The sequence below is a fragment of the Serratia nematodiphila DZ0503SBS1 genome, assembly GCF_000738675.1.
GTDB classification, from domain to species: domain Bacteria; phylum Pseudomonadota; class Gammaproteobacteria; order Enterobacterales; family Enterobacteriaceae; genus Serratia; species Serratia nematodiphila.
In genome coordinates this window covers 797,909-823,253 of record NZ_JPUX01000001.1, presented here as the reverse complement: position 1 = coordinate 823,253, position 25,345 = coordinate 797,909, and the positions used below count along the sequence as shown (strand labels likewise).

Annotated in this window: 24 protein-coding genes and 1 pseudogene; 7 read left to right on the top strand and 18 right to left on the bottom strand. The window is 61.7% G+C overall.

The window, feature by feature from the left end; genetic code table 11:
- Positions 1 to 126: 126 nt before the first annotated feature.
- From aptA to JL05_RS03730, 4 genes are all read left to right on the top strand, one after another.
- Positions 127 to 1,467: an omega-aminotransferase AptA gene (gene aptA, locus JL05_RS03745; RefSeq protein WP_033631707.1), complete on the top strand. Its 1,341-nt coding sequence runs from the start codon at positions 127 to 129 to the stop codon at positions 1,465 to 1,467.
- A gap of 10 nt (positions 1,468 to 1,477) precedes the next feature.
- Positions 1,478 to 2,986 carry a CoA-acylating methylmalonate-semialdehyde dehydrogenase gene (locus JL05_RS03740; protein WP_033631706.1) on the top strand — a complete coding sequence of 503 codons (1,509 nt, stop codon included), beginning with the start codon at positions 1,478 to 1,480 and terminating at the stop codon, positions 2,984 to 2,986.
- A 126-nt stretch (positions 2,987 to 3,112) separates the two neighbouring features.
- On the top strand, positions 3,113 to 4,489 hold the full coding sequence (locus tag JL05_RS03735) for an APC family permease (RefSeq protein WP_033631705.1): 1,377 nt from the start codon (positions 3,113 to 3,115) through the stop codon (positions 4,487 to 4,489).
- 2 nt (positions 4,490 to 4,491) lie between these two features.
- On the top strand, positions 4,492 to 5,601 hold the full coding sequence (locus JL05_RS03730; protein WP_033631704.1) for a DmpA family aminopeptidase: 1,110 nt from the start codon (positions 4,492 to 4,494) through the stop codon (positions 5,599 to 5,601).
- A gap of 36 nt (positions 5,602 to 5,637) precedes the next feature.
- On the opposite strand, the gene JL05_RS03725 is transcribed toward JL05_RS03730, so the two are convergent.
- From JL05_RS03725 to JL05_RS03705, 5 genes are read right to left on the bottom strand one after another with little or no spacing between them, the layout of a single operon-like run.
- Positions 5,638 to 6,888 (bottom strand): phospholipase D-like domain-containing protein, encoded by a 1,251-nt coding sequence (locus JL05_RS03725; protein WP_033631703.1) that lies wholly within the window; start codon positions 6,886 to 6,888, stop codon positions 5,638 to 5,640.
- Positions 6,881 to 7,531 (bottom strand): MotA/TolQ/ExbB proton channel family protein, encoded by a 651-nt coding sequence (locus JL05_RS03720; RefSeq protein WP_016929215.1) that lies wholly within the window; start codon positions 7,529 to 7,531, stop codon positions 6,881 to 6,883. The genes JL05_RS03725 and JL05_RS03720 overlap by 8 nt, the downstream gene beginning before the upstream one ends.
- Positions 7,532 to 7,577: 46 nt before the next feature.
- The gene (locus tag JL05_RS03715; RefSeq protein ID WP_033631702.1) at positions 7,578 to 9,821 is read right to left on the bottom strand and encodes a TonB-dependent receptor family protein; all 2,244 of its coding nucleotides are present in this window, start codon (positions 9,819 to 9,821) and stop codon (positions 7,578 to 7,580) included.
- Between the two features lie 39 nt (positions 9,822 to 9,860).
- A complete protein-coding gene (locus JL05_RS03710) occupies positions 9,861 to 10,595 on the bottom strand; it encodes an energy transducer TonB family protein (RefSeq protein WP_033631701.1) in 735 nt (244 codons plus the stop codon).
- Between the two features lies 1 nt (position 10,596).
- Positions 10,597 to 11,004: an ExbD/TolR family protein gene (locus tag JL05_RS03705; RefSeq protein WP_004933244.1), complete on the bottom strand. Its 408-nt coding sequence runs from the start codon at positions 11,002 to 11,004 to the stop codon at positions 10,597 to 10,599.
- Between the two features lie 491 nt (positions 11,005 to 11,495).
- Between JL05_RS03705 and JL05_RS03700 the strand changes: the two genes are divergently transcribed.
- Positions 11,496 to 11,798: a DUF5862 family protein gene (locus tag JL05_RS03700; RefSeq protein WP_004933246.1), complete on the top strand. Its 303-nt coding sequence runs from the start codon at positions 11,496 to 11,498 to the stop codon at positions 11,796 to 11,798.
- Positions 11,799 to 11,835: 37 nt separating this feature from the next.
- Here the strand turns inward: JL05_RS03700 and idi are convergent, their stop codons facing one another.
- Genes idi through JL05_RS03685 form a run of 4 tightly spaced genes read right to left on the bottom strand, consistent with a single transcriptional unit; the run spans position 11,836 to position 14,744 of the window.
- Positions 11,836 to 12,435, bottom strand: coding sequence for an isopentenyl-diphosphate Delta-isomerase (idi, locus tag JL05_RS03695; protein WP_033631700.1), 600 nt, complete (start codon positions 12,433 to 12,435; stop codon positions 11,836 to 11,838).
- Between the two features lie 42 nt (positions 12,436 to 12,477).
- The gene (locus tag JL05_RS24630) at positions 12,478 to 12,705 is read right to left on the bottom strand and encodes a non-oxidative hydroxyarylic acid decarboxylases subunit D (RefSeq protein ID WP_004933250.1); all 228 of its coding nucleotides are present in this window, start codon (positions 12,703 to 12,705) and stop codon (positions 12,478 to 12,480) included.
- 9 nt (positions 12,706 to 12,714) lie between these two features.
- Complete coding sequence (locus tag JL05_RS03690) at positions 12,715 to 14,142, bottom strand: non-oxidative hydroxyarylic acid decarboxylases subunit C (protein ID WP_033631699.1); 1,428 nt, start codon at positions 14,140 to 14,142, stop codon at positions 12,715 to 12,717.
- Positions 14,143 to 14,144: 2 nt separating this feature from the next.
- A complete protein-coding gene (locus JL05_RS03685) occupies positions 14,145 to 14,744 on the bottom strand; it encodes a non-oxidative hydroxyarylic acid decarboxylases subunit B (protein ID WP_033631698.1) in 600 nt (199 codons plus the stop codon).
- A gap of 181 nt (positions 14,745 to 14,925) precedes the next feature.
- On the opposite strand from JL05_RS03685, the gene JL05_RS03680 reads away from it, so the two are divergent.
- Complete coding sequence (locus JL05_RS03680) at positions 14,926 to 15,342, top strand: MarR family winged helix-turn-helix transcriptional regulator (RefSeq protein WP_004933256.1); 417 nt, start codon at positions 14,926 to 14,928, stop codon at positions 15,340 to 15,342.
- 91 nt (positions 15,343 to 15,433) lie between these two features.
- Here JL05_RS03680 and JL05_RS03675 read toward each other — a convergent pair.
- From JL05_RS03675 to JL05_RS03665, 3 genes and pseudogenes are all read right to left on the bottom strand, one after another.
- A pseudogene (locus JL05_RS03675) lies at positions 15,434 to 16,351 on the bottom strand (L,D-transpeptidase family protein); the annotation flags it as partial.
- A 229-nt stretch (positions 16,352 to 16,580) separates the two neighbouring features.
- Entirely contained in the window at positions 16,581 to 17,456 is an 876-nt protein-coding gene (locus tag JL05_RS03670; RefSeq protein ID WP_033631697.1) for a helix-turn-helix domain-containing protein, read from the bottom strand.
- Positions 17,457 to 17,466: 10 nt separating this feature from the next.
- Positions 17,467 to 17,844: a hypothetical protein gene (locus JL05_RS03665; RefSeq protein WP_033631696.1), complete on the bottom strand. Its 378-nt coding sequence runs from the start codon at positions 17,842 to 17,844 to the stop codon at positions 17,467 to 17,469.
- Positions 17,845 to 17,964: 120 nt separating this feature from the next.
- On the opposite strand from JL05_RS03665, the gene JL05_RS03660 reads away from it, so the two are divergent.
- Positions 17,965 to 18,786: an AraC family transcriptional regulator gene (locus JL05_RS03660; protein ID WP_015376501.1), complete on the top strand. Its 822-nt coding sequence runs from the start codon at positions 17,965 to 17,967 to the stop codon at positions 18,784 to 18,786.
- Between the two features lie 38 nt (positions 18,787 to 18,824).
- Here the strand turns inward: JL05_RS03660 and JL05_RS03655 are convergent, their stop codons facing one another.
- The 6 genes from JL05_RS03655 to JL05_RS03630 all read right to left on the bottom strand — a co-directional run bounded on the left by JL05_RS03655 (position 18,825) and on the right by JL05_RS03630 (position 25,345).
- Entirely contained in the window at positions 18,825 to 19,961 is a 1,137-nt protein-coding gene (locus JL05_RS03655; protein ID WP_004933268.1) for a porin, read from the bottom strand.
- Positions 19,962 to 20,330: 369 nt separating this feature from the next.
- The gene (locus tag JL05_RS03650; RefSeq protein WP_033631695.1) at positions 20,331 to 21,101 is read right to left on the bottom strand and encodes a 3-hydroxybutyrate dehydrogenase; all 771 of its coding nucleotides are present in this window, start codon (positions 21,099 to 21,101) and stop codon (positions 20,331 to 20,333) included.
- A 12-nt stretch (positions 21,102 to 21,113) separates the two neighbouring features.
- Positions 21,114 to 22,508 (bottom strand): GntP family permease, encoded by a 1,395-nt coding sequence (locus JL05_RS03645; RefSeq protein WP_197716273.1) that lies wholly within the window; start codon positions 22,506 to 22,508, stop codon positions 21,114 to 21,116.
- A gap of 42 nt (positions 22,509 to 22,550) precedes the next feature.
- Positions 22,551 to 23,474 (bottom strand): 3-hydroxyacyl-CoA dehydrogenase family protein, encoded by a 924-nt coding sequence (locus JL05_RS03640; protein WP_033631694.1) that lies wholly within the window; start codon positions 23,472 to 23,474, stop codon positions 22,551 to 22,553.
- An 18-nt stretch (positions 23,475 to 23,492) separates the two neighbouring features.
- A complete protein-coding gene (locus JL05_RS03635) occupies positions 23,493 to 24,677 on the bottom strand; it encodes an acetyl-CoA C-acetyltransferase (protein ID WP_033633548.1) in 1,185 nt (394 codons plus the stop codon).
- 14 nt (positions 24,678 to 24,691) lie between these two features.
- The gene (locus JL05_RS03630; protein WP_015376496.1) at positions 24,692 to 25,345 is read right to left on the bottom strand and encodes a CoA transferase subunit B; all 654 of its coding nucleotides are present in this window, start codon (positions 25,343 to 25,345) and stop codon (positions 24,692 to 24,694) included.

Here is a 25,345-nt window from a genome sequence, read left to right as displayed (position 1 = left end):
AGTAAGTTTCGACATATGATTATTCACAGTAGAGAACAAGCGGTACATAGTCAATTTCGCACAACAATTCGTTAACAACTCCTTTTATTTAATTAATCGCACTTATTTTCCTGCCCGGAGGAAAACATGGCCGCTGAAAATTATTCGCTTAATCGTCTCGATGCCGCAGGGTTAGAAGCCCATTGGATGCCTTTTACCGGCAACCGCAATTTTAAAGCGCAGCCGCGCATCATTACTCAGGCCGCAGGGGCGTATTACACCAGCCACGACGGCAGAAAGATTTTCGACGGCCTGTCCGGATTGTGGTGCTGCGGATTGGGGCACGGCCGGCAGGAAATCACCGACGCCGCCCAGCGCCAACTGGCGACGCTGGATTACTCGCCGGCGTTTCAGTTCGGCCACCCGCTGTCGTTCGAGCTAGCCAACAAAATCAAAGCGATGACGCCGGCGGGGCTGGATTACGTGTTCTTCACCGGCTCCGGCTCGGAAGCGGCGGACACCTCGCTGAAAATGGCGCGCGCTTACTGGCGCGCCAAAGGCCAGGCGGGAAAAACCTGCTTTATCGGCCGGGAAAAGGGCTACCACGGCGTTAACTTCGGCGGTATCTCAGTCGGCGGCATCGCCGGCAACCGCAAGACGTTCGGCGCCGGCGCCGAGGCGGATCACCTGCCGCACACCCTGCTGGCCGGCAACGCCTTTTCGCGCGGCATGCCGCAACAGGGGGCGGAGCTGGCGGATGAGCTCAGCCGCATCATCGCGCTGCGCGACGCCTCGACGATCGCCGCGGTGATCGTCGAACCGTTCTCCGGCTCCGCCGGCGTGATCGTGCCGCCGGTCGGCTATCTGCAGCGCCTGCGCGAGATCTGCACCCAGCATGACATTCTGCTGATCTTCGACGAAGTGATCACCGCCTTCGGCCGCTGCGGCGCGATGACCGGCGCCGAGGCGTTCGGCGTCACGCCGGACATCATGAACATCGCCAAACAGGTGACCAACGGCGCGCAGCCGATGGGCGCGGTGGTGGTGCGGCCGGAGATCTACCACACCTTCATGAACGGCGGCGAGCCGGACTACCAGCTCGAATTCCCGCACGGCTACACCTACTCCGCCCATCCGGTCAGCTGCGCGGTCGCGCTGGCGACGCTGGACATCCTGCAGCGCGAACAGATGGTGGAGCGCGTACAGGCGCTTGCGCCCTATTTCGAACGCGCGGTGCACAGCCTGCAAGGAGCCAAACACGTCGCCGACATTCGCAATATCGGCCTGGCGGCCGGCATCACGCTGGCGGCGCGGCCCGGCGAACCGGCGCGGCGCCCCTTCGAGGCGGCGATGCGCTGCTGGGAAAGCGGATTTTACGTGCGCTACGGCGGCGACACCCTGCAGCTGGCGCCGCCGTTCATCAGCAGCGAGGCGCAAATCGACGCGCTGATCAACGCCGTCGGCGACGCCCTCAACGCCACCGAATAAGGAGAGAATCATGACCATCACCCATTGGATCAACGGCGAGCCCGCCGCCGGCGGCGAACGCAGCCAGCCGGTTTACGACCCGGCCACCGGCCAATCGGCGCAGGAGGTGCAGCTGGCCGACCGCGCCACGGTGGAGCGCGCCATCGCCGCCGCCGAACAGGCCTATCCCGCCTGGCGCGACACCCCACCGCTGAAACGCGCGCGCATCATGATGAAGCTCAAGGATCTGCTGGAGCAGCACGCCGACGCCGTCTGCCAGTTGATCACCGCCGAGCACGGCAAGGTGCTCAGCGACGCCCTGGGCGAACTGCAGCGCGGCATCGAGAATATCGAATACGCCGGCTATGTGCCGGAACTGCTGAAGGGCGAACACAGCAAAGAGGCCGGCCCAGGCATCGACAGCTGGAGCGAGTTTCAGCCGCTGGGGGTGGTGGCGGGCATCACGCCGTTCAACTTCCCGGCGATGGTGCCGCTGTGGATGTGGCCGATGGCGGTCGCCTGCGGCAACACCTTCGTGCTCAAGCCTTCCGAGCGCGTCCCTTCCGCCGCGCTGTATATCGCGCGGCTGGCGGCGGAAGCCGGGTTGCCGCCGGGGGTGCTCAACGTGGTCAACGGCGATCGCGAAGCGGTGGAGACGCTGCTGCATGACGGACGCGTCAAAGCAATCAGCTTCGTCGGTTCGACGCCGGTGGCGGAACATATTTATCACACCGGCTGCGCGCAGAACAAACGGGTGCAGGCGCTGGGCGGCGCCAAGAACCACGCGGTGGTGCTGCCGGACGCCGATATCCCCGGCGCGATCGGCGCGCTGATGGGCGCCGCCTTCGGCTCCTGCGGCCAGCGCTGCATGGCCATCCCGCTGGTGGTCGCGGTGGGCGACGGCACCGCCGACGCGCTGATCGCCGGGCTGCGGCAACAGATGGCCGCCATGCGCGTCGGTCCCGGCAGCGATAACCGCAACGACATGGGGCCGCTGGTGACCCGGCAGCATTATCAGAAGGTGAAAGGCTATATCGATCAGGGTGTGGCCGAAGGCGCCGAGCTGCTGGTGGACGGCCGCGAGCTGAGCGTGATCGGCGACGACGGCCGCCCCAGCCAGGGGTACTTCCTCGGCCCGACGCTATTCGACCGCGTGACGCCCGGCATGCGCATCTATAAGGAAGAGATCTTCGGCCCGGTGCTTGGCGTGGTGCGCGCGGCGTCGCTGCAAGAGGCGATGGCCTTGATCGACGCCCACGAATACGGCAACGGCACCTGCCTGTTCACCCGCGACGGCGAAGCGGCGCGTTACTTCTCCAGCCGCATTCAGGTCGGCATGGTGGGGATCAACGTGGCGCTGCCGGTGCCGGTGGCCTACCACTCGTTCGGCGGCTGGAAGCGCTCACTGTTTGGCGATCTGCACGCCTACGGCCCGGACGCCGTCAGGTTCTACACCAAACGCAAAACCGTGACCCAGCGCTGGCCGGCCTCCGGCGACGCCCGGCGCGCCAGCTTCAGCTTCCCGTCGGGGCAGGGGTAACACATAAGAACAATAAACTTCCGGGGAGCAAAGCTCCCCGGCATTTCGCGCGCTCCATTTGATTCCTGCGTACAGCCTGTGCAGCAAAACAATAATTCACTCACACGTTAATGGAGTCGTTATCCCATGAAAGAGTCCGCCCCTGAACACACCTTCAAAGGCAATCTCAGCGTCCTCGACGTGGTGATGATCACCACGTCCGGTGTGACGCCGGCCAGTTCGATCTTCGTCATCGCGCCGCTGGCGATCGCCAGCGCCGGCAGCGGCGCCTTTCTGTCGTTTCTGATCGCCGCCTGCGTCGCCGCCACCATCGCGCTGTGCTATGCCGAGCTCGGCGCCGCGCACCCCAGCGCCGGCGGCGAATACAGCATCATCAAACGCCTGTTCGGCACCCTGTGCGGGTTGCAGACCTACCTGTTTATCCTCAGCGCCTCGCTGTTCGTGCCGGCGGTGCTGGCCACCGGCGCCGTGCCCTACCTGAATACCGCACTGGGCACCTCATTCGACGCCTCCACCGCCGGCATGCTCACCGTGCTGGTCGGCGGTATCTGCGCCATTTTCAACATCAAGGCCAATGCCCTGCTGACCGGCGCCTTTCTGGTGGTGGAAGTGGCGGTGCTGGCGCTGATCGCCTGGCTCGGTTTCAGCCATCCGCATCAAAGCGCGGAGATCCTCACCGCGCCGGTGATGCTGGACGCGCAGGGCAGCCTGGCGCCGGTGTCGCTGCCGCTGATCGTCGCCATGGTCGGGGTCGCGCTGTTCTCCTACAACGGCTACGGCGCGGCAGTGTACATGGCGGAAGACATGCGCGAACAGGGCAGACCGATGGCGATCGCGATCATGCTGACGCTGGCCATCGTGGTGTTGGTGGAGCTGGTGCCGTTCACCGCCCTGCTGATCGGCTCGCCGTCGCTGACAGAGATGGCCAAACAGGCCGATCCGGTCGGCTATGTGGTCACCCAGCTCGGCGGCCCGACGCTGGCGCGGGTGGTGAGCGGCGCGATCTATCTGTCGGTATTCAACGCCATTATCGCCATCGTGGCGCAGTTCAGCCGCATGATGTTCGCCAGCGGGCGCGACGGTTTCTGGCTGCCGGCGTTCAACCGGGCGCTGAAAATCATCCATCCGCGCTTCGGCACCCCCTGGATCGCCACCCTGTTGTTCGGCGTGCCCTCGGCGCTGCTGGCGTTTTGCTCCGATCTCGAATCGCTGACCTCGTTCACCGTGATCCTGCTGCTGCTGGTGTACATCATCATGGCGGTGGCGGCGCTGATCAGCCGCCGTCGCCGCCACTTCCATCACCCGTACCTGATGCCGCTGTGGCCGCTGCCGGTGCTGGCGGCGCTGCTGTGCTGCCTGTACGTGCTGTGGACGATTTTGATCGCCAGCAGCCTGAAAGACTTTATTATCATTGCCGGCATCATCGGCTTCGGGCTGGCGCTGAACCATCTGCGCGGCCGCCAGACGGCGCCCCTCGCCGCCCCCTCAATAGAAGGAGAATAACCATGACGCAGCGCGCTCAGGATCTGGGCATTATCATCGGCCAGGGCACGCCCGGCCCGCTGAACGCCATCACCGACGTGCCCGGCGTGCGCGTCGGCCATGCCAGCCTTCATGCCGATTTGGCGGACGGGCGCAGCGTGCGCACCGGCGTGACGGTGATCGAACCGCGCCCCGGCTCCGCCCGCCACGCCCCCTGCTTTGCCGGCGTGCACGTGCTGAACGGCAACGGCGACGCCACCGGCCTGGAATGGGTGCGCGAAGCAGGGCTGCTGACCAGCCCGATCGCCTTCACCAACACCCACAGCGTGGGCGTGGTGCGCGACGCGCTGATCGCGCTGGAACGCGAAGCGCTGCCCGCGAGCGACAACGCGGTGTACTGGAATATGCCGGTGGTGATGGAAACCTTCGATGGCCTGCTCAACGACATCAACGGCTTTCACGTCAAGGCCGAGCACGTGCGCCAGGCGCAGCAGGCGGCCCGTGGCTGCTTGCCGCAGGAAGGCGCGGTCGGCGGCGGCAGCGGCATGATCTGCCATGAATTCAAAGGCGGCAGCGGCACCGCATCGCGCCGCTTGCCCGCCGATCAGGGCGGCTGGACGGTGGGCGCCATCGTGCAGGCCAACCACGGCAAGCGCGAGTCGCTGCTGGTCGGCGGTTATCCGGTGGGCCGCCACCTGGGGCATATCCCCTCGCCGTTCACGCCGCAGTTGCCGCATCCCGGCATGGGCTCCATCGTGGTGGCGCTGGCCACCGACGCGCCGCTGCTGCCGCACCAGTGCGCGCGGCTGGCGCAGCGCGCCAGCATCGGCATCGCCCGCACCGGCGGCGGCACCGAGGATTCGAGCGGCGATATCTTTATCGCCTTCGCCACCGGCAACGACGGCCTGCCGCCCGCCGACTACGCCAATAAAGGCGATTTCACCACGCCGCTGCGCATGGTGAACAACGACTACATTTCGGCGCTGTTCGCGGCGGCGGCGGAAGCGGTGGAAGAGGCGATCGTCAATGCGCTGCTGGCGGCCAATAGCGTCAGCGGCAACGGCTACCGGGCGGAAGGATTGAGCGCCGAGCAGCTGGTGACGGCGTTGGAGAAGGCCGGCTGGCGGCGGTAAACAACGCGGGGCGCGGGGGTAGCCACGCCCTGATAATCAGGATTCGCCGCCCGGCTTGGGCGTCGGATAGTCGTAATCCAGCTTCAACGGCTCGGCATAGACGCTGTTCCACAGCTGTTGATACAGCTGGTCCAACCGCCCGCTCATCGTCGCGCTGTGCAACACCAGCTCCAGATTGCGCGAGTTGTCCAGATAGCCGCCGGTCCAGTTGCTGGTGCCCACCCAGGCAATCTCATCGTCGATGGTCATCAGCTTGCTATGGATCACGCGGGCAAACGGAATGAAGCCGCTGCTGGCCGGTGGTATGGTCACCACTTTGATCTGCACGTTCGGCACCAGCGCCAGGCTCTTCAGCCAGGCGATATCCGGCTTTTTGGTGTTCCAGTTGGCCACCATCAGCTCGATCTGCACGCCGCGCGCCGCTGCGCTGCGCAGCGCATTGTCGATCACCGCATAGAAGGGGCGACTGCGCTCCGGGCCGAACGACAGCGGCGCGTAGTCCATCACCTGCACCCGCACCCGCCGTTTGGCGCCGGCCAGCAGACGCGGCAGCTCGGCCTGCGAATCGAGCACGCCCGCCGGATTGTAGGCGCGCGGGCTGGCCACCAGATAGTTGCCCTGCGGGGGCGCGGTCGGCGGCGCATCGGGCAGCGCCGGCACCGGCTTATCCTGCGCCAGCAGCGCCTGCGCCTGCCAGTCCTGTTCGAAGATCGCCTGGATCTGCCCCACCACCCTGGCGTCGCTGATGCGCAGCCCGGTTTCGTGAATATGCTCCAGCGCGCGCCAGTCGAAGTTCTGGCTGCCGACAAACGCCTGTTCGCCGTCCACCAGCAGATACTTGGCGTGCAGGATGCCGCCGCTCAGCTTCTGGTAAGGAATGATGCGCAGTTCCAGATTGGGGATCGCCTTCAGCTGTTCCAGCGTCTCGGCGGTGGAGTTGCGGATGCCTTTCTCCTCCATCAGGAAGCGGATTTTCACCCCGCGCTCACCGGCCGCCTTCAGGCGCTGCAGCACGCCGTCCAGCAAGGAGCCGTCCTGATTCGCCACGTAGAACTGCCCCAGATCGATGCGGGTTTTCGCCGCGTCGAACATCTCGCGCCACACCTCGGCGGTGTTGCGCAGGTCGTCGGCCTGCAGCGCAGTTTCCACCGGCGCGGTATACACCAGCTCGTAACCGGGAATCGCAAAACGCGCCGCAGCGCTCTGGCTCAACATCAACAAACAACCGCTCCACAATGCCGTATAAAGGCGGCCGAACGGCCGCCGTGTTGGATGGCCATTAGGCATAGCGCGGCGCCCCGCTGTCAACCCATTGTTCGCCGCTGCCGCTCTCCGGGCGGCTGGCCGGCTGACCGGCGCGGATCAGCAGCACCTTCAGCAGCTCGTTGATGCGCTCCATGCGGCTCTGCAGGAAGTTGTTGGCCACCAGGCACAGCAGCGCGATGGCGATGCCGAGGCCAGTAGCGTACAGCGCGGTGCCCATCCCGGCCGACACCAGGCTCGGCTCGGAGACGCCCGAAGCGGCCAGCGCCTTGAAGGTTTCGATGATCCCCATCACCGTGCCCAGCAGCCCCAGCAACGGCGCAGCGGTGACCACGGTTTCCAGCAGCCACAGGCCGCGCGCCATCGGTGGCTTGCTCAGCAAGTACTGGGCGTCGATCAGATCGCCGATCGCCTCGCGATCGCCGGCGCGGTGTTTCTGCGCCAGCACCGGCGCGATCACCGCCATCGGCAGGCTGTTGCGCTGGGTCAGCGCGTCCGGCAGATCGGCGGCGCGGCGCACCTCCGGCGTCAGAGCCTGCTCCAGCCGGCGCGCCTGGCGCTGGGTATAGGCGAAGTACAGCGTGCGTTCGATGATGATCACCAGCGCGATCGCCAGCGCGGCGTACATCACGTAGAAAATAATGTCGTGCAACAGATTGGCGTCCATACAGGGCTCCTCTTCCCCGCCGCCCGGCAGGCGGCGGGGTATTCAGTTAAAAGGTGGCTTCCAGCGAGACGCTGAAGGTACGTTCTTCGCCGACGTTGTAATACGGGGTGCTGGCCTTCACGCCGCCGTAGGGCGCCGCGTTGAAGGTGGTGGTGCGCACCGAGGTCAGGTATTCCTTGTCAAACAGGTTGCTGATGCCAAAACGCAGCGCGGCGCTTTTGACGATTTTCTTGTCCACCGGCAGATGCACCCCCGCCGCCAGATCGAACACCGTGCGGCCGCCGATCTTCTCGTCGTTGGTCAGATCGCCATAGAACGCGCTGACGTACTTGCCGCTGACGCTGCCGTAGTACAGGCCGTCGTCATAACCCAACGTCATGTTCAGCAGGTTTTTCGGCACGTTCGGCACCTCTTTGCCGGAGGTCGGCAGCGGCTGCCCGCCGTTGCTGACGATGTCGCTCTTCTGCTTCGATTGGGTATAGGTATAAGAGGTGTAGTAGTTGAAGTTATGCGGCAGTTGGCCGCTCCACTCCAGCTCCAGCCCTTTGTTCTCCACGTTGCCGATGTTCATCATCTCGTAGTCGCCGGCCGCGTTGGTGGTGGAGATCTGGCGATCGCTGTAGCGCATATAGAACAGCGTGGCGCTCAGCAGCATGTCCTCTTGCTGGAAACGCCAGCCCAGTTCGTGGTTCCAGCTCAGCTCCGGCTTGGTGCTGAGCGAGTCGCCGACGTTGTACAGCACGTAGTTGGGCGGCGTGCGCATGTTGCGCGTCAGGTTGTAGAACACCTGGTTTTCCTGGTTCACCTTATAGCTGGCGCTGAAGTTCGGCAGGAATTCGTGATAGGTGGCTTTGCGCTTCTCCGGCACGTTGTACAGGCTGCCGCGGTTGTCCCCTTTACGCTCCACATACTGATAGGCCAGGCCGCCGACGAAGGTCCAGTCCGGCGTGGCAAACCAGGTGTCCTGCAGCCACACTTTCTGCGCCGGGGTGATGGTGTACTGGTTGCGCCCCTGCACGGTGTTGCCGTTGGCGTCCTTCACCTGATCGGAACCGCCGGGTTTCCCCCAAATCTGTGACGGGTTGCCGTCGCCCTTGATGCTGATGAACGGCTGAGTCTGCAGTTGGCGCGCGCGTTCATACCAGTAGCCGATATCCAGGCTGTGCTGATCGTTAATGTCCCACTTCAGCTTGGTGGTGATGCCCGGTCGCCAGGTCTGGGTCCACGACGGGCGGTAATAGGTGTTGGACTGCAGGTTGCTGAGGTCATACTGCCCGGCTCTGTCCGACGTGCTGGACAATACCGACGCCGTCTGGCCGTTGAAGCTGCCGCCGTTGCCCCAGTAGTAATACGGCTGCAGGGTCAGCGACAGGTTGTCGCGCAGCTGCAGTTTCTGGGTGAACGACAGCGTAAAATTCTCGAACGGGTTGCGTTCAATCTTGTAATACTTGTTCAACTGCCCTTTGCTGTTGTACTCCTGCGAGGTGACATAATCGGTGTCACGGCCGTCGTTTTGGAACTGCGCCTTGCTCAAGGTGTTGTAGTTGGTGTTGTTCTGGCGGTTGTACTTCATCACCAGATTGCTGCTGTTGCCGTTGCCGTCTTCATACAGCGAATTCATCTCGAACTTGTCGGAGTACAGCCGCCCCTCGCCGCGCCATTTCTTCGCCTCGGTGTGCGAATAGGAGAGCCAGTTGCTGAAGCCGTTGTACTCGCCGGTCTCCAGGCGGGCGAAGGTTTTGCTCAGGCTGTTGCTGCCCAGCGTCTGCTTGACGAAACCGCCGAAGTCTTTCGCCGGGCGGCGCGTCACCAGGCCGATGTTGCCGCCGCTGGAGCCGATGTGCGGGCCGTCCGCTTCGGAGGAGCCCTGGGTGACGAACACCTCCTCCAGGTTTTCCGCGTCGCCCAGCAGGTTCGGGTAGACCGCGTAGTTGCCGGAGTCGTTGATCGGGATGCCGTCCATCGACAGGCCGATCTGATCCGAGTTCATGCCGCGCATGGTGTAGTCCACGCCGCTCAGGCCGCTGGCGTCGTTGCTGTTGACGTTCAGGCCCGGCGTGTATTTCAGTTTATCGATGGCGTTGGCCGCCGACGGCATTTTGTCCATCGCCTCTTTGGTGACGGTGGAGCGCGCCTTGGCGCTGTCGTCCTGCACCATCATGCCGCCGCCGAGCGACTGCCCCTTGACGCTGATGGTGCCGACATCGGTGGCGTCGGCCGCCAGCGCGGCGCCCGGCAGCATCGCCGACATCACCGCCAGATAGATCCCAGAACGATTAAACGATTTCATTGTGTGCATCCCATAAAAATCAAACGATTAACCCTTGCGCTAAGGCGCCTGATAATTGAACGTCGCGGTAAATCTTTTGGTTGTTTGCCCGGCGAACGCCTCGCTCGGGAACGGCTTCACTGAACTGATGCTTTGCAGGCTGCTCATCGCCGCGCGGTTCAGCAGCATGCTGGCGGCCTTGTTGGCGATGCCGGAAGAGAGCACCCGCCCGCTGCGATCGACCTCCAGCCACACCTCGACGTTGCCCTGCGGGCGTTCGAGCGAGGCCTGCCGCCCGCTCGGGTAGCGCTTGCGCTGTTCCAGCTCACGGCGCAAGGCCAGCAGGTAGCCGTTTTCTATCGCCTGCGCGTTCACCTTCGGCGCTGCGGGGGCGGCCGGTGCAGGCTGTGCCGCCGGCTTGCTGACCAGCGCGCGCGGTGCGGCGGGTGCCGGCGTCGGTTTAGGTTTCTCTACCGGTTTGGCTTTCTCTTTCACCGGTTTGGGTTTGGGCTTCGGCGCCGGCTTGGCTTCCACGATCGGTTCCGGCGCCGGCACCACCGGTTCGGGGATCGGCTCCGGCTCGGGCGGCGGCGGTTCGGGCTGAGGCTCCGGCGGCGTTTGCGGTTGGGGTTCCGGCGCCGGTTCAGGTTCCACCAGCGCCAGTTCAATGGCGGTTTCGTCGTAGCGCGGCTGGATCTTCAGCGCCGCCTGTTGGCTGGCGAACAGCAGGCAGCCGGCGACAATCAGCGCCGGCAACCAGCTGAAAAGATGACGTGAGCGATAGAGCAGATACATGTCACAGCTTCCGTGTCGCGATGGAGACGGAGAAGAAGCCGCCCTGGCGCAGGTTATCCATGACCGCCACCAGCCGCTCGACCGCCACGCCTTTATCGCTGTTGACGATGATGGTGGTGGTCTGGTTGGCCTGCTGCTGTTGCTTCAGCGTGTTGACCAACGCGTCGAGCGCGATCGGCTGGCCATCCAGCTGCAGCTGTTCGTCGGCCCCCAGCGTGATGATCGCTTTCTTCTGCGGTTTCAGCTGTTGCGCGCTGCCGGCGGACGGCAACTGCGTTTTCAGCCCGAGCGCCGGAATGACGTTCAGGCTGATCAAGACGAAAAACACCAATAAAAACATCATCACGTCGATCATCGGGATCAGTTCGATGTGCGCTTTGTTCTTTTTCGGTTCGTTCCAGTTACGCATGACACTCCCTCCAAAAGCGAAGCAGCCAATATAGGAGGGGTTTGTTTACCTTTTGTTACGCTTGTGTGATCTTATTTTCACAGTGGAGATTTTTTGCGAGAATTTTTTCAATGGCGGGCAATAAATGCGGAGATATAACTCATTAATTAGCGATAGTTTTTATTGGAATAATTGCAATGTGGGCCTAACGCCATGCGAATGACGAGACAATAAATGTGAAAATAGTGACAAACTGCGCCAACCGGTGGCGGCTTTGCTTCTCACCTCCCAGCGATATCTGCTATTTTTCCCAAGAAAATTCCCAACCCCCCTCTTTAAAACACTCGCCAAAAATAAATGCGACTATATTTAACCAAATAACACCCTTCGTTGAATGGAATATTGCCAATCAAATGGCATCCGTTATATTTTTAAAGTGAAATGGCGCTGCGGCGTTATTTTAGAATTTAATTAAACCCACTAAGTCACCCTTTTATTTATAAGGATTGTATATGAAAGTACTTAGTCAATATGAAGAACAGTACGTTAGCGGTGGCGATCTGAACGCGGCCTGGGATGGGCTGTTGGACGGCGCCATGACCGGCGCGTTGATTGCAGGTAAATCCGCAGGCGCAGGCGGCTTTATTGCCGGTGCGGTCGGCCAATTGGTCGGCACCATCATCGGCGGCGTTGCAGGCGGTGTGGGGCTGGGTCTTTATGGCCTGACGCATACGCAGCAGGAAGTGGCCGACTACGCGAAACATTTCCGCGAGACTATCGGCTCCACCTCGACCTCGGTCGGCGGCAGCCTGTAAACATGAATGAATAAATAGTCACCCTTGCGGTGACTATTTATTTTATTACAGCACCGTCCCTAATGTCGCGCGCTGCGCTCTTTATGGTTATGGCATCCCTGTATTTTTTCAAACCTGATGTTATCGCACCGGTATTCAATTGAGAAACCATCCACGGGCTGAAAGCGAATGGCGTTAATTTTACCGCCGCCATTAAGTTGTTGAGATCGACCCACGCATAATCCGCCACTTCATCCGGATTAGCGCAGAGAGCGCCTTTACAATGCGCGGCAAATACCGGGCAAACCTCATTTTCCATGATGCCGGACACGTCGGTCGCCTGATAACTGAAGGCGTCGCTCAGCAGCGTTATCTGCTCGACTTCCGTGCCCAATTCAACCTGAGCGCGACGTATAACGGCCTGCGCCAGCGCCTCTTGCGGCAGGGGATGCCCACAAAAAGAATTGGTCCAGACCCCCGGCCAGGCGGTTTTGCTCAACGCGCGCCGGGTGACCAACACTGCACCCTCGACAGTAAACAGGTAGCATGAAAAAGCCAGATGCAGCGGCGTATGCCGCGTGTGGACCTGATCTTTGGGCGTCGTCCCGCAGGGCTGCCAGGCGGCGTCAAGCAGAACGACGTCTTCATTTTTCATCATTGTTATTTCCATGAAAAGGCGGGCCTTTCCCCGCCTGCGGTTTCATTTCCTCAAAAGAGGAGGAATGGTCGGCACTTCCGGCGCATTATCGATATCCTGCTGAGTCATGCGAAACTCGGGCGGATAATGCTCCCGTTCCGTTCTGCGAGCAGGCTCGGTATTACGCCAGGTATAAAGGCAGTGTTGACACTGGTATACCGTCCACACGCCCTTGACCGGTGAATGCGCCATGACGTCTATCTGTTTATCGGCACAACGAGGACAAATCATAGGAACTCCTTAATGACGGTTAGCCAGCATGGCGGTTAATTTATCCACCCACAGGGCAGTTTCGGGTAAATCCTTGACCGGCTGGCTGTAGTGGCCGCGCGTATCCGGAGCCACCGGCGTGGTCGCGTCAATGATGAGTTTGTCCGTGATCCCCGCCGGGCTGGAGCCGGGATCCAACTCCAGCACCGACATATTCGGCAATTGCACCAAATCGCCGGCCGGATTGACCTTGGCGGACAGCGCCCACATAACCTGCGGCAGGTTGAAGGGATCGACATCCTCATCGATCATGATCACCATTTTCACATAGCCCAGCCCATGCGGCGTGGTCATCGCCCGCATCCCCACCGCGCGCGCGAAACCGCCATAACGCTTTTTAGTGGAAATGATGACGAGCAACCCGTGGGTATACATCGCATTAACCGCCTGCACTTCCGGAAACTCGGCTTTCAACTGCTGATACAGCGGCACACAGGTGGCCGGCCCCATCAGGTAGTCGATTTCTGTCCAGGGCATGCCCAGATACAGGGATTCGAAAATCGGCCGCGAGCGGTAAGAAACCTTATCGATGCGCACCACCGTCATGTTACGGCCGCCGGAATAGTGCCCCGTAAATTCGCCGAACGGGCCTTCAATCTCGCGCTTGCGGCCTTCAATCACTCCTTCAATGATGACTTCGGAACCCCAGGGCACATCAAAGCCGGTCAAGGGGGCCGTCGCTATCGGGTACGGGCTTTCACGCAGGGCGCCGGCCATTTCATACTCCGACTGATCGTATTTGAGCGGCGTCGCCCCCATCAGCGTAATGATCGGGTCATTGCCTAGCGTAATGGCGATAGGCAGATCCTCGCCGCGCTCTTCTGCTTTATGCAGATGCAGCGCGATGTCGTGCATCGGCACGGGCTGCAGGCCCAGCTTACGCTTGCCCTTCACCTCCATGCGATAAATGCCGACGTTTTGCTTGCCGAAGTGGGTCGGATCTTCAGGATCGCGGGAAACCACGCAGGCCTTATCCAGGTAGAATCCACCGTCGCCATCGTTTAAGCGAAACAGCGGCAGGATCTCAAACAGATTAATCTCCTCACCGTTGACCTCGTTCTCGGCCCACGGCGGATTATCGCGACGTTCCACAGAGACGGGAAAATGATCCCAGCGGCGAATATACTCATCGATTTGCTGCTTCACCGGCGTGGCCGGCGGGAGCCCCAGGGCTATGGCGTGATTCTGCCATGACCCGATGGTGTTCATGACCACATGCGCGTGTTCAAAGCCTTTAATGTTCCTGAATGCAATGGCGGGGGCACCCTCACCCATTCTGCCTGTGGCGTTGGCTGCCGCGGCGATATCCGGTTCCGCCTGAACCTCCTCGGTAATATCGAGTAATTGTCCGGCCTCATCCAGCGCCGCTAAATAACTTCGCAGATCGTCATAAGCCATATTTAACCTTCCTCGGTGTCAGTGGTTTTTTTGCTATTTTCTTTTAGTCCTGCCCAGCGCTTTGCCCGGCGATGATCAAGACCAAATTGATCCAGCACGCGTGCGACAATATGATCGGTAACGTCATCGATACGAGTGGGGTGGTTATAATAAGCGGGCATGGGGGGAACCAATGACACCCCCAATTTCGAGAGCGCGAGCATATTTTCCAAGTGAATAGTACTCAACGGCGTTTCTCTGGGAACCAACACCAACTTCCGCCCTTCTTTGATAATCACATCCGCCGCTCTGCCAATAAGCCCTTCAGCATAACCGGCTCGAATACCCGCCAACGTTTTCATACTGCAGGGAATAATGATCATGCCGTCCGTATGAAAAGAACCTGAAGAGATCGTGGCGGCCTGATCGGCAGAACTGTGCGTCACGTCGGCCATCGCCATCACGTCATGCACGGTGAAATTTGTTTCGAGTTCAATGGTCGTTTTGGCCCACTTACTCAAGATCAAATGCGTCTCTATGCCCTCCATGTCTTTTAGCGCCTGAAGCAGCGCCGTACCCAGCGGCGCCCCGGTCGCGCCCGTCATCGCGATCACTAATCTCATGCAATACCTCACAAAGTTCGCATACGAACGATTTATCAAATCTAGTCCCGAGATAACGATAAAACAAGTGGGCAATATGTAACCGTTCGTAAACGAACAACTTTCCGGACAGGTATCCCTTATCGGCTTATTTTGTTATATTGATATTATTGTTAGCTTTTTTCCTTTCAGGGAATAATGTATGAACAGAACGCTGGCCAATACTTTTTTCCACCTCATTCGCGAACTGCTTCAGGATCATAGTGCTCAATGGCAAAAATCGCTTCCTGAACTCAGCAAACAACAATATTCCATTCTGGCCACCGTTTCAGAAACGCCGGGCATTGAACAAATCGAATTAATGGAAGCGGCGATCAGCAGTAAAGCCGCGCTGGCCGAATTGCTAGGCCGCATGGAAGGAAAAGGTTTATTAAAACGGGAAGCCGGCGAGCATGATAAGCGCCGCCGATTTATTTACCTGACGCCTGCTGGGCAAGCGCTGTTCGAAGCCAGCCGCCCCATCGCCGACGCGATTGATAATATGTATCTCGAACGAGTCAATAAAGACCAACATGAGTCGGCGCTTTTCGTTTTAAAGACGATGATAGGGAAGCAATAAATTCACTGCGCCAACAGCGGAAGCTGAAAGCATAAAAAAAGACGCCCGCAGGCGTCTTTTTTATCGCGTTCACTGAAGCTCTGGGCAATCAGTTCACTTTCACCGGCATGCCGGAACGGGCCTTGATCGCCGCGTCCACTTCGCTCTGGTTGACGCCGGCGTCCATCAGCACTTTGCCGACCGGCGCAGAGATGGTCAACGGCACCGGATCCTTGGATTGCAGCTGTTCTTCGTTGGCCGACAGCGGGTTGTGCACTTCTACGTAGCGCGAGCCGTCCGGTTCGACTGTGGCCTTCATCGGTTCGTTGATGAACTGCACGCGGGTGCCGACCGGCACGTTCTGGAACAGGTACTTGATGTCGTCGGCGCGCAGACGCACGCAGCCGTGGCTCACACGCAGGCCGATGCCGAAGTTGGCGTTGGTGCCGTGAATGGCATACAAACGGCCGACATACAGCGCATACAGCCCCATCGGGTTATCCGGGCCGGCCGGGAACACCGCCGGCAGGATCTCGCCGTCAGCCGCGTATTCGGCGCGCATTTTGGCGGTCGGCGTCCAGGTTGGGCCGTCTTTCTTGCGCTGCACGGTGGTGGTCCAGTTCAGCGGGGTGTCTTTACCCAGCTGGCCGATGCCGATCGGCAGCACTACCACGGTGTTGGAACCTTTCGGGTAGTAGTACAGACGCATTTCGGCGCTGTTGATGATGATGCCTTCACGCGGCGCGTCCGGCAGGATCAGCTGCTGCGGGATAGTCAGGGTGCTGCCGGCCTTCGGCAGGAACGGATCCACGCCCGGGTTGGCCTCCAGCATGTTGCTCAGCCCCATCTGATACTGGGCGGCGAAGCTCTCCAGCGGCAGTTTGCTGTCTTCCGGTACGGTGATTTGGATATTCTCGCCCACCAAACGGCTGTCTTTTGGCGGCAGCGGGTAAACGACGGCGAAGGCAGCCTGGCTGAATGCAACCAGTGCCGTAAACAGGGTTAATAACGCGCGAATGCTCATTTTCATCTTCGTGTTGGTCAAGGCCACTGGCGATTAGGGATATCGGTTTCTACGGCCTCTTCACCCCGATGAGTTTCAGCCGGCAGCCAAGCGCTGCGGCCTGAAAAACAGGGGGATTGGACCGGATGCGCATTATATGTGCACATCAATCAAAGTGTGAACCATTACCGATGTAATATCGCAATTTTTTGTAACCTGACGCGCCACGAAGGCGATTTTTTGCGAGAACCGCCGCCTAGCTGGCGGCGGCCAACGCTTCTTCCCGCCGTATCGGAATCAGATATTCACAGCGGATCGCCGCGCCGCCGAGCGGGCAACTGCCCTCCTGCGCCGGGTAGAAACGCTCGATATCCTGCCCTGGCCGGCGAATGGCGTTCATCTGCGGCATGGCGGTGTCATACAGCCGGACAATAAAGTTTTGTAACCCTTCCGCCTGTCCCTGGTAGGTGAAACGGGCATACTCGCCCTGCTCGATAGTCACCCGCTCTCCCGGCGCCCCTTCGTCCGGCAGAGCGGCGGTGTAGGCCATGCGCGGGCTGCCCCGGCGGCGCCGGTCAACTTCCAGACTGGTGAGGCCGTATACCACCTCCGGCAGCGCCTGCGGCTGCAGCAACTGCCGCCAGGCGTGGCGGCGCAGCTCACACTTGGAGGCCGCCAGTTGCCCCAGCGTAAAACTGCGGCGCTGGGTATGGCCCACCAACTGCATGGCGGGCAGCGTCACGATATCGGCCTGCGGCAACGGCGCTTCGGTCAGGCGCAGCGGCGGCTGCAGGCCATAGCTCGACCAATCCTGGCTGCGACGATAGCTGGCCGGCGGCAGACCGAACTGCTTGCGGAAGCAACGGGTGAAGGTCTGCTGCGAATCGAACTGGTAAGTATCGGCGATGCAGGCCACGCTGGTGCCGGTCAGGCGCAGTTCACGCGCAGCGGCGGTCAGCCTTCTGCGGCGCGCGTAGGTGCCGAGAATATGGCCGGTATGCTGCTTGAACATCCGCTGCAAATGCCATTTGGAGTAGCCGGACTTGGCGGCGATGTCGTCCAGCGTCAGCGGCTGATCCAGGCTCTGCTCGATCCAGGCCAGCAGCTGTTCAATCACCTGTTGCTGGTGCATGGTGTTCCCCTTATTTTAACAATAACGTCTGCGCCAATACCCGGCCTGCGGCTTCATCGGCGGCCACCAGTACCGGATAGCCCCAGAATTTGGCGCCGTATTCGGCGAATTCTTCCGCCGCCGCGCGTTTGGCGTCGTCCGGCTCCAGCATGATCATGCCTTTCACCCACCGCTTCAGCGCCTCGCGGTTATCACGTTTCCACAGCGCCACCTGGGTGCGAGCATCGCGGTCATGTTCTTGTTCTTCATCGCCGACGCTGCGGTCGGTCATCAGGACGAACGGCTCGGCGCGTGCCAGCAGCGCGCTGAATTCGGCCAGCTCGGCCTGGGTATCGCGCCCGCTGCGGCGCATCCATACCAGCGGAAAGTCGGCGGTATCCAATGACATAATCAGTTTCCTCGCGAAAGGGTTTAGAACTGGCGCTTACTTTATCGGCACCGGCGCTAGACCGCATTGCGCAATCAGGACATAATACTTTTCAATTCCGCCAAATTGAGAACTATTCTCATGAAAGTACAAATCCCCCGCCACTGTCTGGATATCGATCAGGTGCCGCGCCCGCTGTTTGCCCTGCAAGGTTCGACTCTCGAGCAGGATTGGGAAGTCGAGCCGCACCGCCACCGGAAGGCGCAACTGATTTACACCGTGCGCGGCATGATCCGCTGCGAAGTGGAAAACGGGCTGTGGCTGGTGCCGCCGCAGTGCGCGCTGTGGATGCCGGGCAACGTGTTGCACAACGCCCAGGGCGCCGGCTCCACCGAGGCCTACTGCCTGTTCGTCGATCAACATGCCGCCGCCGGCCTGCCGCAAAGCTGCTGCACGCTGTCGGTCTCGCCGCTGCTGCGCGAGCTGCTGCTGCAGGCCAGCACCTTCGAGCCGCTTTACGACGAACAGGGCGCCGAGGGGCGTCTGACGGCGGTATTGCTGGATCAGTTGGCGGCCGCGCCGATCGAGAATCTGCATCTGCCGGTGTCCGACGACGCGCGCATCCGGCAGTTGACCGAAGGCATGCTGAGCTGCCCGGCGGACAAATCCACCCTCGGCCAGTGGGCGCAGCGCATCGGCATGAGCGAGCGCTCCCTCAGCCGCACCTTGCAACAGCAGATGGGCATGAGCTTCGGCCACTGGCGGCGCCAGCTGCACGTAATGCTGGCGCTGCAGCGCTTGACGCAGGGCGAGAGCGTACAGACGGTGGCGCTGGATTTGGGCTACGAGAGCGCCAGCGGCTTCGTCACCATGTTCAGAAAGGCGGTGGGCAAACCGCCGGCGCGCTACCTGGCGGAGCGCAACGCCTCTGGAGAGACCCTGGGCGGTGCGATCACCATGTAAAAAAGCCGGCGCAGGCGCCGGCTTGGAGCAGGTGAAAATCAGAAGTCGTAGAACACCGTAATCCAGGTGGAGTCCGGCTCGTTGTCGCTGCTGTTGGCCAGCGTGCGCTCCACATACACCGACAGACCGTAACCGATGGTGGTGCCCGCACCAAGATAGACGTGGTTGGCGTGATACGCCTCGTCTCCCTTCAGCCGCAGCGAGTCCGCCGCCACATAAGGCTGGACGGATTTGAGGAACGGCTTGTCGATATTGAAGGTGTAACCGACGAAGCCTTCCAGCCCGTAGCCGTCACCGGCGAAGAAGTGCGACAGCGTGCGCTGGCGGGTGCTCGGCACATAATCTTTGTAGTAGCTGGCGGTGCCGACGATATACCAGTTGTTCGGCTGCCAGGTTAACGCGGTGCCGGACAACTGCTGGTGATAATCCTGTTCGTGGTACAGATTGTCTTTGATCTTCGCATCGGTATAACTGTAGGCGGCGCTGAAGGTGAAGTCTTTCGTCACCTTGTAATCGAAGCCCAGCCCGCCACCGCCCTTGCGGCGATAAATCAGGTTATCCGCGGTGTGCAGATCGTCTTCCGGCAATAAGTAGTTTGCGTACAGCGTGACCGGTCCGAAATCATTGGTGTATTTGATGCTGTTTTTCGGTTTATTGCCGCCGTCATAGTCGCCGGAAATACCGATGCCGGTGCCGCCCGCATGGCCATCGTTATCCCAGACGTCGCTTTTAATGCCGACCACCGAATAATAGATGCCGTATTGATGGCCATAGGTCAGGGTGCCGTAACGATCGTCTTTGAAGCCGGCGTACAGCTGGCGCTGATAGTCGCGCTTGCCGTCTTCGTTATAGTGCCCGTCCCAGCTGAGCGCGTGCGCCAGATCGACGCCCCACTCGTAATAGCCGATGATCGAGGTGTCCTGCGTCAGCGCATAATCGCCGCTGAAGCGAAAACGCGTGCCGCCGTCGTGGCCGTTTTTGTCATAGCCCGGCTCCGGGCCGTTATTGAAGATCCACTCGGGGCGAATGCTGCCGCCCACCTTTAAACTGAGCGGCGCCAGCAACACATTGCTCTGCGGGTTTTTATCCAGAATGGTGATCTCGGCCTGCGCGCCGGCGGAAATCGCCGACAGCAAAACGCCGCCAATGAATATTGGCGTTGTATTTTTTCTCATTATTACCCCTGCCCGAAAAAATTATTGTTATAAACGCGGTGGTCTTAAGCCACGCAGAAATAATTAACCGATGTGAACAGCGCACGCAAGATATAAAAATTCACGCCATAACCTGCCATTATTTTAGGTTGGATTTAATTTCAGCAAAAACGTGTTCACCTGTAACACGGAGAAAAACAATGTAATAACCGCAGCACGAAATAAACCAATCCGCACGTTTCACCCAAAATAACCCTTCGTGATTATCTGGGAATAATGATAGCAAATAACAAAAAAATATTATTGCCGCAGGTAAACCGTCACGCGAGGGAATTAATTAAAGGCGGGAAATAACGACGGAGCGCATTGCGCGCTCCGGGGAAAATCTCACTACTGCGCCAGCCAGCCGCCGTCCATGTTCCAGGCGGCGCCACGCACCTGCGCCGCCGCATCGCAGCACAGGAACAGCGCCAGCTCACCGAGCTGCTCCGGCGTGACGAACTCTTGCGAAGGCTGCTTCTCCGCCAACAGCTCATCGCGCGCCCGCTGCGGATCGGTACCGGCGGCGATGCGTTTGTCGATCTGCTGCTGCACCAGCGGCGTCAGCACCCAGCCGGGGCAGATGGCGTTGCAGGTGACGGGCGTGCGGGCGGTTTCCAGCGCCAGCGTCTTGGTCAGCCCCACCACGCCGTGCTTGGCCGCCACATAGGCCGACTTGTCTTTCGACGCCACCAGCCCGTGCACCGACGCCACGTTGATGATGCGTCCCCAGTTGCGCTCGCGCATACCCGGCAGCGCCAACCGGCAGGTGTGGAACACCGCCGACAGGTTAATGGCGAGGATGGCGTTCCATTTCTCCACCGGGAACTGATCCAGCGGCGCCACGTGCTGAATGCCGGCGTTGTTCACCAGAATGTCCACGCCGCCGAACTCACGCTCGGCATAGTGCATCATGTCCGCTATCTGGGCCGCATCGCCGAGATCGGCGCCGTGATACCCCGGCGCGGCGCCCAGCCGGGCAACCTGCGCTTTCGCCGCTTCCACATCGCCAAAGCCGTTGAGGATCACGCGCACGCCGGCGGCGGCCAGCACGGACGCTATCCCGAGGCCGATGCCGCTGGTCGAGCCGGTCACCAGCGCGGTCTTGCCTTGTACACTCATGGTATCGCTCCTTTAAACAATGCCGGTCAGGTAGAACACGCCGATCACGAACAGCACCGCGGCGCTTTTGATCAGGGTGATGGCGAAGATGCCGCCATAGGCCTGCCGGTGGCTGAGGCCGGTGATCGCCAGCAGGGTGATCACCGCGCCGTTGTGCGGCAAGGTGTCCATGCCGCCGCTGGCCATCGAGGCCACCCGGTGCAGCACTTCCAGCGGGATATGCGCGGCGTGGGCGGCGGCCACGAAGTTATCGGCCATCGCCGCCAGCGCGATGCTCATGCCGCCGGAGGCCGAGCCGGTGATGCCGGCCAGCAGGGTGACGCTGATCGCTTCGTTCAGCAGCGGATTGGGGATCGCCGACAGCGCCTGCGACAGCACCAAAAAGCCCGGCAGCGCGGCGATCACCGCGCCGAAGCCGTATTCGGAGGCGGTGTTCATCGCCGCCAGAATTGCGCCGCCGACCGCCGTCTTGCTGCCTTCCGCCAGCCGGCCGCGAATATTGCCAAAGCCGAACGCCACCACCAGTAGAATACCCGACACCAACGCCGCTTCCACCGCCCAGATGGCGGTGATCTTCGCCACATCGGTGGTGATGGGCTTGGCCAGCCCCGGCAGCGTCAGATCGTGGCTGGCGCCGTACCACTGCGGGATCCAATGGGTGAAGGCCAGGTTGAATACCCCGACCAGAATCAACGGCAGGATGGCGATCAGCGGATTAGGCAGGTTGATGTCGTCCGGGGTTTCCGGTTCGTTCAGCAGCTCGGTGCCGTAACCCTCCCCCTTCAACTGCGCCTTGCGCCGCTGGCGTTCAAGATACAGCAGGCCGACCGCGATGATGAACAGCGAGCCGATCAGCCCCAGCCAGGGCGCGGCCCAGGCGTTGGTGCCGAAGAAGCTGGTCGGGATGATGTTTTGGATCTGCGGCGTGCCGGGCAAGGCGTCCATGGTGAAGGAGAAGGCGCCGAGCGCCACGGTGGCCGGGATCAGCCGCTTGGGGATGCCGCTCTGGCGGAACAGCTCGGCGGCGAACGGATAAACCGCGAACGCCACCACAAACAGCGACACTCCGCCGTAGGTCAGCAGCGCGCACACCAGCACGATCACCGGAATGGCGTGGCGCCGGCCGAGAATGCGGATCGCCGCCGCGACGATCGAACGGGAAAAACCGGACAGTTCGATCAGCTTGCCGAATACCGCCCCCAGCAGGAACACCGGGAAGTAGAGCTTCACGAAGCCGACCATCTTCTCCATAAACAGCCCGGTGAAGGTCGGCGCCACCGCGCCGGGGTCGGTCAACAGCACCGCGCCCAGCGCGGCTATCGGAGCGAACAAAATCACGCTGTAGCCGCGGTAGGCGGCCAGCATCAGTAATCCCAGTGCTGCCAGGGCAATCAAAACGCTCATCAGGCACCTCGCTATCGTTGTTATTGTCAGGTACGGCGTGCGAAATTACGGTTTCAGCGCAAAGCGCAGCTGATGCGCCCGTCGCCGTTGAATGCGTTCCCTGCGCGCTTCATCCCAAAGATAAAATCCCTGGCCGCTGCGCTGGCCGGTATCGCCGCGCTGCAGCCGCTGTTCCACCAGCGCCATCATCTCGTCACCGGTCGCCAGTTCCGGGAACAGGTGGCGGGCGATGTCCGCCACCGTCGGGAGCCCGGTCATGTCGGCGGCCTCCAGCGGGCCGACCATGGCGTAGCGCCGCCCCAGCGAGGCGCGCATCACCTGATCCACCACCTCGGCGCTGGCGATGCCGCTGTGGACGATGTGCAGCGCCTCGCGCAGCACCGCAAACTGCAGCCGGTTGCCGACAAACCCCGGCGCGGCGCGCTCCAGCAGCACCGCCTCAAGATCCATCTCGCCGAGCAGCGCCTGCACCGCCGCCAGATGACGCGGTTCGGTGGCGCTGCCGGGCACGATCTCCACCAGCGGGATCAGGTGCGGCGGGTGCCAGAAATGGGCGATCAGCAGGCGCTGCGGATGGGTCATGCGCGCCGCCAGCTCGTCCGGCGGCAGGCCGCTGGTGTTGCTGGCGATCACCGCGTCGTCGGCGATCAGCCCTTCCAGCTGCTCATACAGCGCATGCTTCAGCTCGAGCCGTTCCGGGATCGCCTCAATAAGCAGCCGGGCGTGCGCCACCGCGTTCAGATCGCCGGTCACACGCAGCCGCGCCAGCGCCGCGTCGCGCTCATCGTTATCAAACTGCCCGACGTCGCTCAGCTCGGCCAGAATGCCGCTCGCCACCGCCGGCGCTTCCTCCAGGCGCTGCGGATCCGGGTCATACAGCAGCACCTCATGGCCGTGGCGAATAAAGTGGGTGGCGATGCCCACCCCCATCAGCCCGGCGCCCAGTACCGCATAGTCAGATGACTGCATGGTGCCCTCCTCGGTTGTTTACGGGCGCTCTACCGCCAGCGCCACCCCCTGCCCGCCGCCGATGCACAGCATCGCCAGCCCCTTGTTCACCCCGCGGCGCTGCATTTCGAACAGCAGCGACACCAAAATGCGACAGCCGGACGCGCCGATCGGATGCCCCAGCGCGATCGCTCCGCCGTTGACGTTGACCCGCTCCGCCTCCCAGCCCAGTTCTTTACCCAGCGCCAGCGCCTGCGCGGCGAAGGCTTCGTTGGCTTCGATCAGATCGACCTCCTCCAACCGCCAACCGGCTTTTTCCAGGCAGCGGCGCGCGGCCGGCGCCGGGCCGATGCCCATGATCGCCGGTTCGACGCCCGACGAGGCGTAACCGGCGATGCGCGCCAGCACCGGCAAACGCAGCGCGGCGGCTTTTTCCGCGCTCATCAGCAGCACCACGGCGGCGCCGTCGTTGAGCGACGAGGCGTTGCCGGCGGTCACCGTGCCCTCTTTGCGAAACGCCGGCCGCAGCCGCGCCAGGGCATCCAGGCTGGTGTCGCGCGGCTGTTGGTCGCGCTCGACCCGCAGCGCCTCGCCCTTCGGCTGCGGCACCGTCACCGGCGTGATCTCCTGCGCGAAACGCCCGGCCTGCTGCGCCGCCAGCGCCTTCTGCTGCGAGCGCAGCGCGAACCTGTCTTGTTCTTCTCTGCTGATGGCGTATTTCTCCGCCAGGTTCTCGGCGGTGATGCCCATGTGGTAGTCGTTGAACGCGTCCCACAGGCCATCGTGGATCACGCTGTCCACCATCTGCGCGTGACCGAGGCGCAGACCGGCGCGCGCGCCGGCCATCAGGTAAGGCGACTGGCTCATGCTCTCCTGGCCGCCGGCGATCACCGCGTCGGCATCACCGCTGCGGATCGCCTGTACCGCCAGATGCACCGCCTTCAAACCGGAGCCGCACACCTTGTTGATGGTCAGCGCCGGCGTCGTAACGGGCAGCCCGGCGTTGAGCGCGGTCTGGCGCGCCGGATTCTGCCCACAGCCGGCGGTAAGCACCTGGCCGAGGATCACTTCATCGATCTGCTGCGGCGGCACGCCGCTTTGCGCCAGCAGCCCCTGCACCGCCGCCGTGCCCAGTTCCACCGCCGTCAGCGGCGCCAGCGCGCCGTGAAAACTGCCGACCGGCGTGCGCGTCGCCGCCACGATCACCACTTCACGTTGTTGCACATTCACCTCCCGTCTCAGAAACGCATTTCCGGCACTTGCTCCGGCACAATCAGCCGGCCGGCGGTTTTGGCGACAATCTCCGCCACGCTGACGCCCGGCGCGCGTTCGCGCAGCACGAAGGCGCCGTCTTCAATTTCCAGATAGGCCAGATCGGTCAATACCTTGCGGATGCAGCGGGCGCCGGTCAGCGGCAGCGTGCAGCGCGGCAGCAGCTTGGACTCGCCGCCCTTCGCGGCGTGGGTCATCACCACGATGATGTTCTCCGCCCCCGCCACCAGATCCATCGCGCCGCCCATGCCCTTGACCATCTTGCCGGGGATCATCCACGAGGCGATGTTGCCTTCGACGTCCACTTCAAACGCCCCCAGCACGGTCAGATCGACATGGCCGCCGCGGATCATGGCGAACGACTGCGCCGAATCGAAAATAGACGCGCCGAGGCGCGCGGTGACCGTCTGCTTGCCGGCGTTGATCATGTCGGCGTCCAGCTGCTGCTCGGTCGGGAACTCGCCCATCCCCAGCAGGCCGTTTTCCGACTGCAGCATCACGTCCATGCCCGCCGGCACGTAGTTGGCCACCAGCGTCGGGATGCCGATGCCCAGGTTGACGTAGTAACCGTCTCTCAGCTCTTGCGCCACGCGCTGCGCCATTTGTTCACGGGTAAGCAT

Bases quoted from the DNA above. Each gene is read 5' to 3' on its own strand.
- aptA (WP_033631707.1), top strand. From the start codon at position 127: ATGGCCGCTGAAAATTATTCGCTTAATCGTCTCGATGCCGCAGGGTTA.
- JL05_RS03740 (WP_033631706.1), top strand. From the start codon at position 1,478: ATGACCATCACCCATTGGATCAACGGCGAGCCCGCCGCCGGCGGCGAA.
- JL05_RS03735 (WP_033631705.1), top strand. From the start codon at position 3,113: ATGAAAGAGTCCGCCCCTGAACACACCTTCAAAGGCAATCTCAGCGTC.
- JL05_RS03730 (WP_033631704.1), top strand. From the start codon at position 4,492: ATGACGCAGCGCGCTCAGGATCTGGGCATTATCATCGGCCAGGGCACG.
- JL05_RS03725 (WP_033631703.1), bottom strand. From the start codon at position 6,888: ATGCCTAATGGCCATCCAACACGGCGGCCGTTCGGCCGCCTTTATACG.
- JL05_RS03720 (WP_016929215.1), bottom strand. From the start codon at position 7,531: ATGGACGCCAATCTGTTGCACGACATTATTTTCTACGTGATGTACGCC.
- JL05_RS03715 (WP_033631702.1), bottom strand. From the start codon at position 9,821: ATGAAATCGTTTAATCGTTCTGGGATCTATCTGGCGGTGATGTCGGCG.
- JL05_RS03710 (WP_033631701.1), bottom strand. From the start codon at position 10,595: ATGTATCTGCTCTATCGCTCACGTCATCTTTTCAGCTGGTTGCCGGCG.
- JL05_RS03705 (WP_004933244.1), bottom strand. From the start codon at position 11,004: ATGCGTAACTGGAACGAACCGAAAAAGAACAAAGCGCACATCGAACTG.
- JL05_RS03700 (WP_004933246.1), top strand. From the start codon at position 11,496: ATGAAAGTACTTAGTCAATATGAAGAACAGTACGTTAGCGGTGGCGAT.
- idi (WP_033631700.1), bottom strand. From the start codon at position 12,435: ATGATGAAAAATGAAGACGTCGTTCTGCTTGACGCCGCCTGGCAGCCC.
- JL05_RS24630 (WP_004933250.1), bottom strand. From the start codon at position 12,705: ATGATTTGTCCTCGTTGTGCCGATAAACAGATAGACGTCATGGCGCAT.
- JL05_RS03690 (WP_033631699.1), bottom strand. From the start codon at position 14,142: ATGGCTTATGACGATCTGCGAAGTTATTTAGCGGCGCTGGATGAGGCC.
- JL05_RS03685 (WP_033631698.1), bottom strand. From the start codon at position 14,744: ATGAGATTAGTGATCGCGATGACGGGCGCGACCGGGGCGCCGCTGGGT.
- JL05_RS03680 (WP_004933256.1), top strand. From the start codon at position 14,926: ATGAACAGAACGCTGGCCAATACTTTTTTCCACCTCATTCGCGAACTG.
- JL05_RS03670 (WP_033631697.1), bottom strand. From the start codon at position 17,456: ATGCACCAGCAACAGGTGATTGAACAGCTGCTGGCCTGGATCGAGCAG.
- JL05_RS03665 (WP_033631696.1), bottom strand. From the start codon at position 17,844: ATGTCATTGGATACCGCCGACTTTCCGCTGGTATGGATGCGCCGCAGC.
- JL05_RS03660 (WP_015376501.1), top strand. From the start codon at position 17,965: ATGAAAGTACAAATCCCCCGCCACTGTCTGGATATCGATCAGGTGCCG.
- JL05_RS03655 (WP_004933268.1), bottom strand. From the start codon at position 19,961: ATGAGAAAAAATACAACGCCAATATTCATTGGCGGCGTTTTGCTGTCG.
- JL05_RS03650 (WP_033631695.1), bottom strand. From the start codon at position 21,101: ATGAGTGTACAAGGCAAGACCGCGCTGGTGACCGGCTCGACCAGCGGC.
- JL05_RS03640 (WP_033631694.1), bottom strand. From the start codon at position 23,474: ATGCAGTCATCTGACTATGCGGTACTGGGCGCCGGGCTGATGGGGGTG.
- JL05_RS03630 (WP_015376496.1), bottom strand. From the start codon at position 25,345: ATGCTTACCCGTGAACAAATGGCGCAGCGCGTGGCGCAAGAGCTGAGA.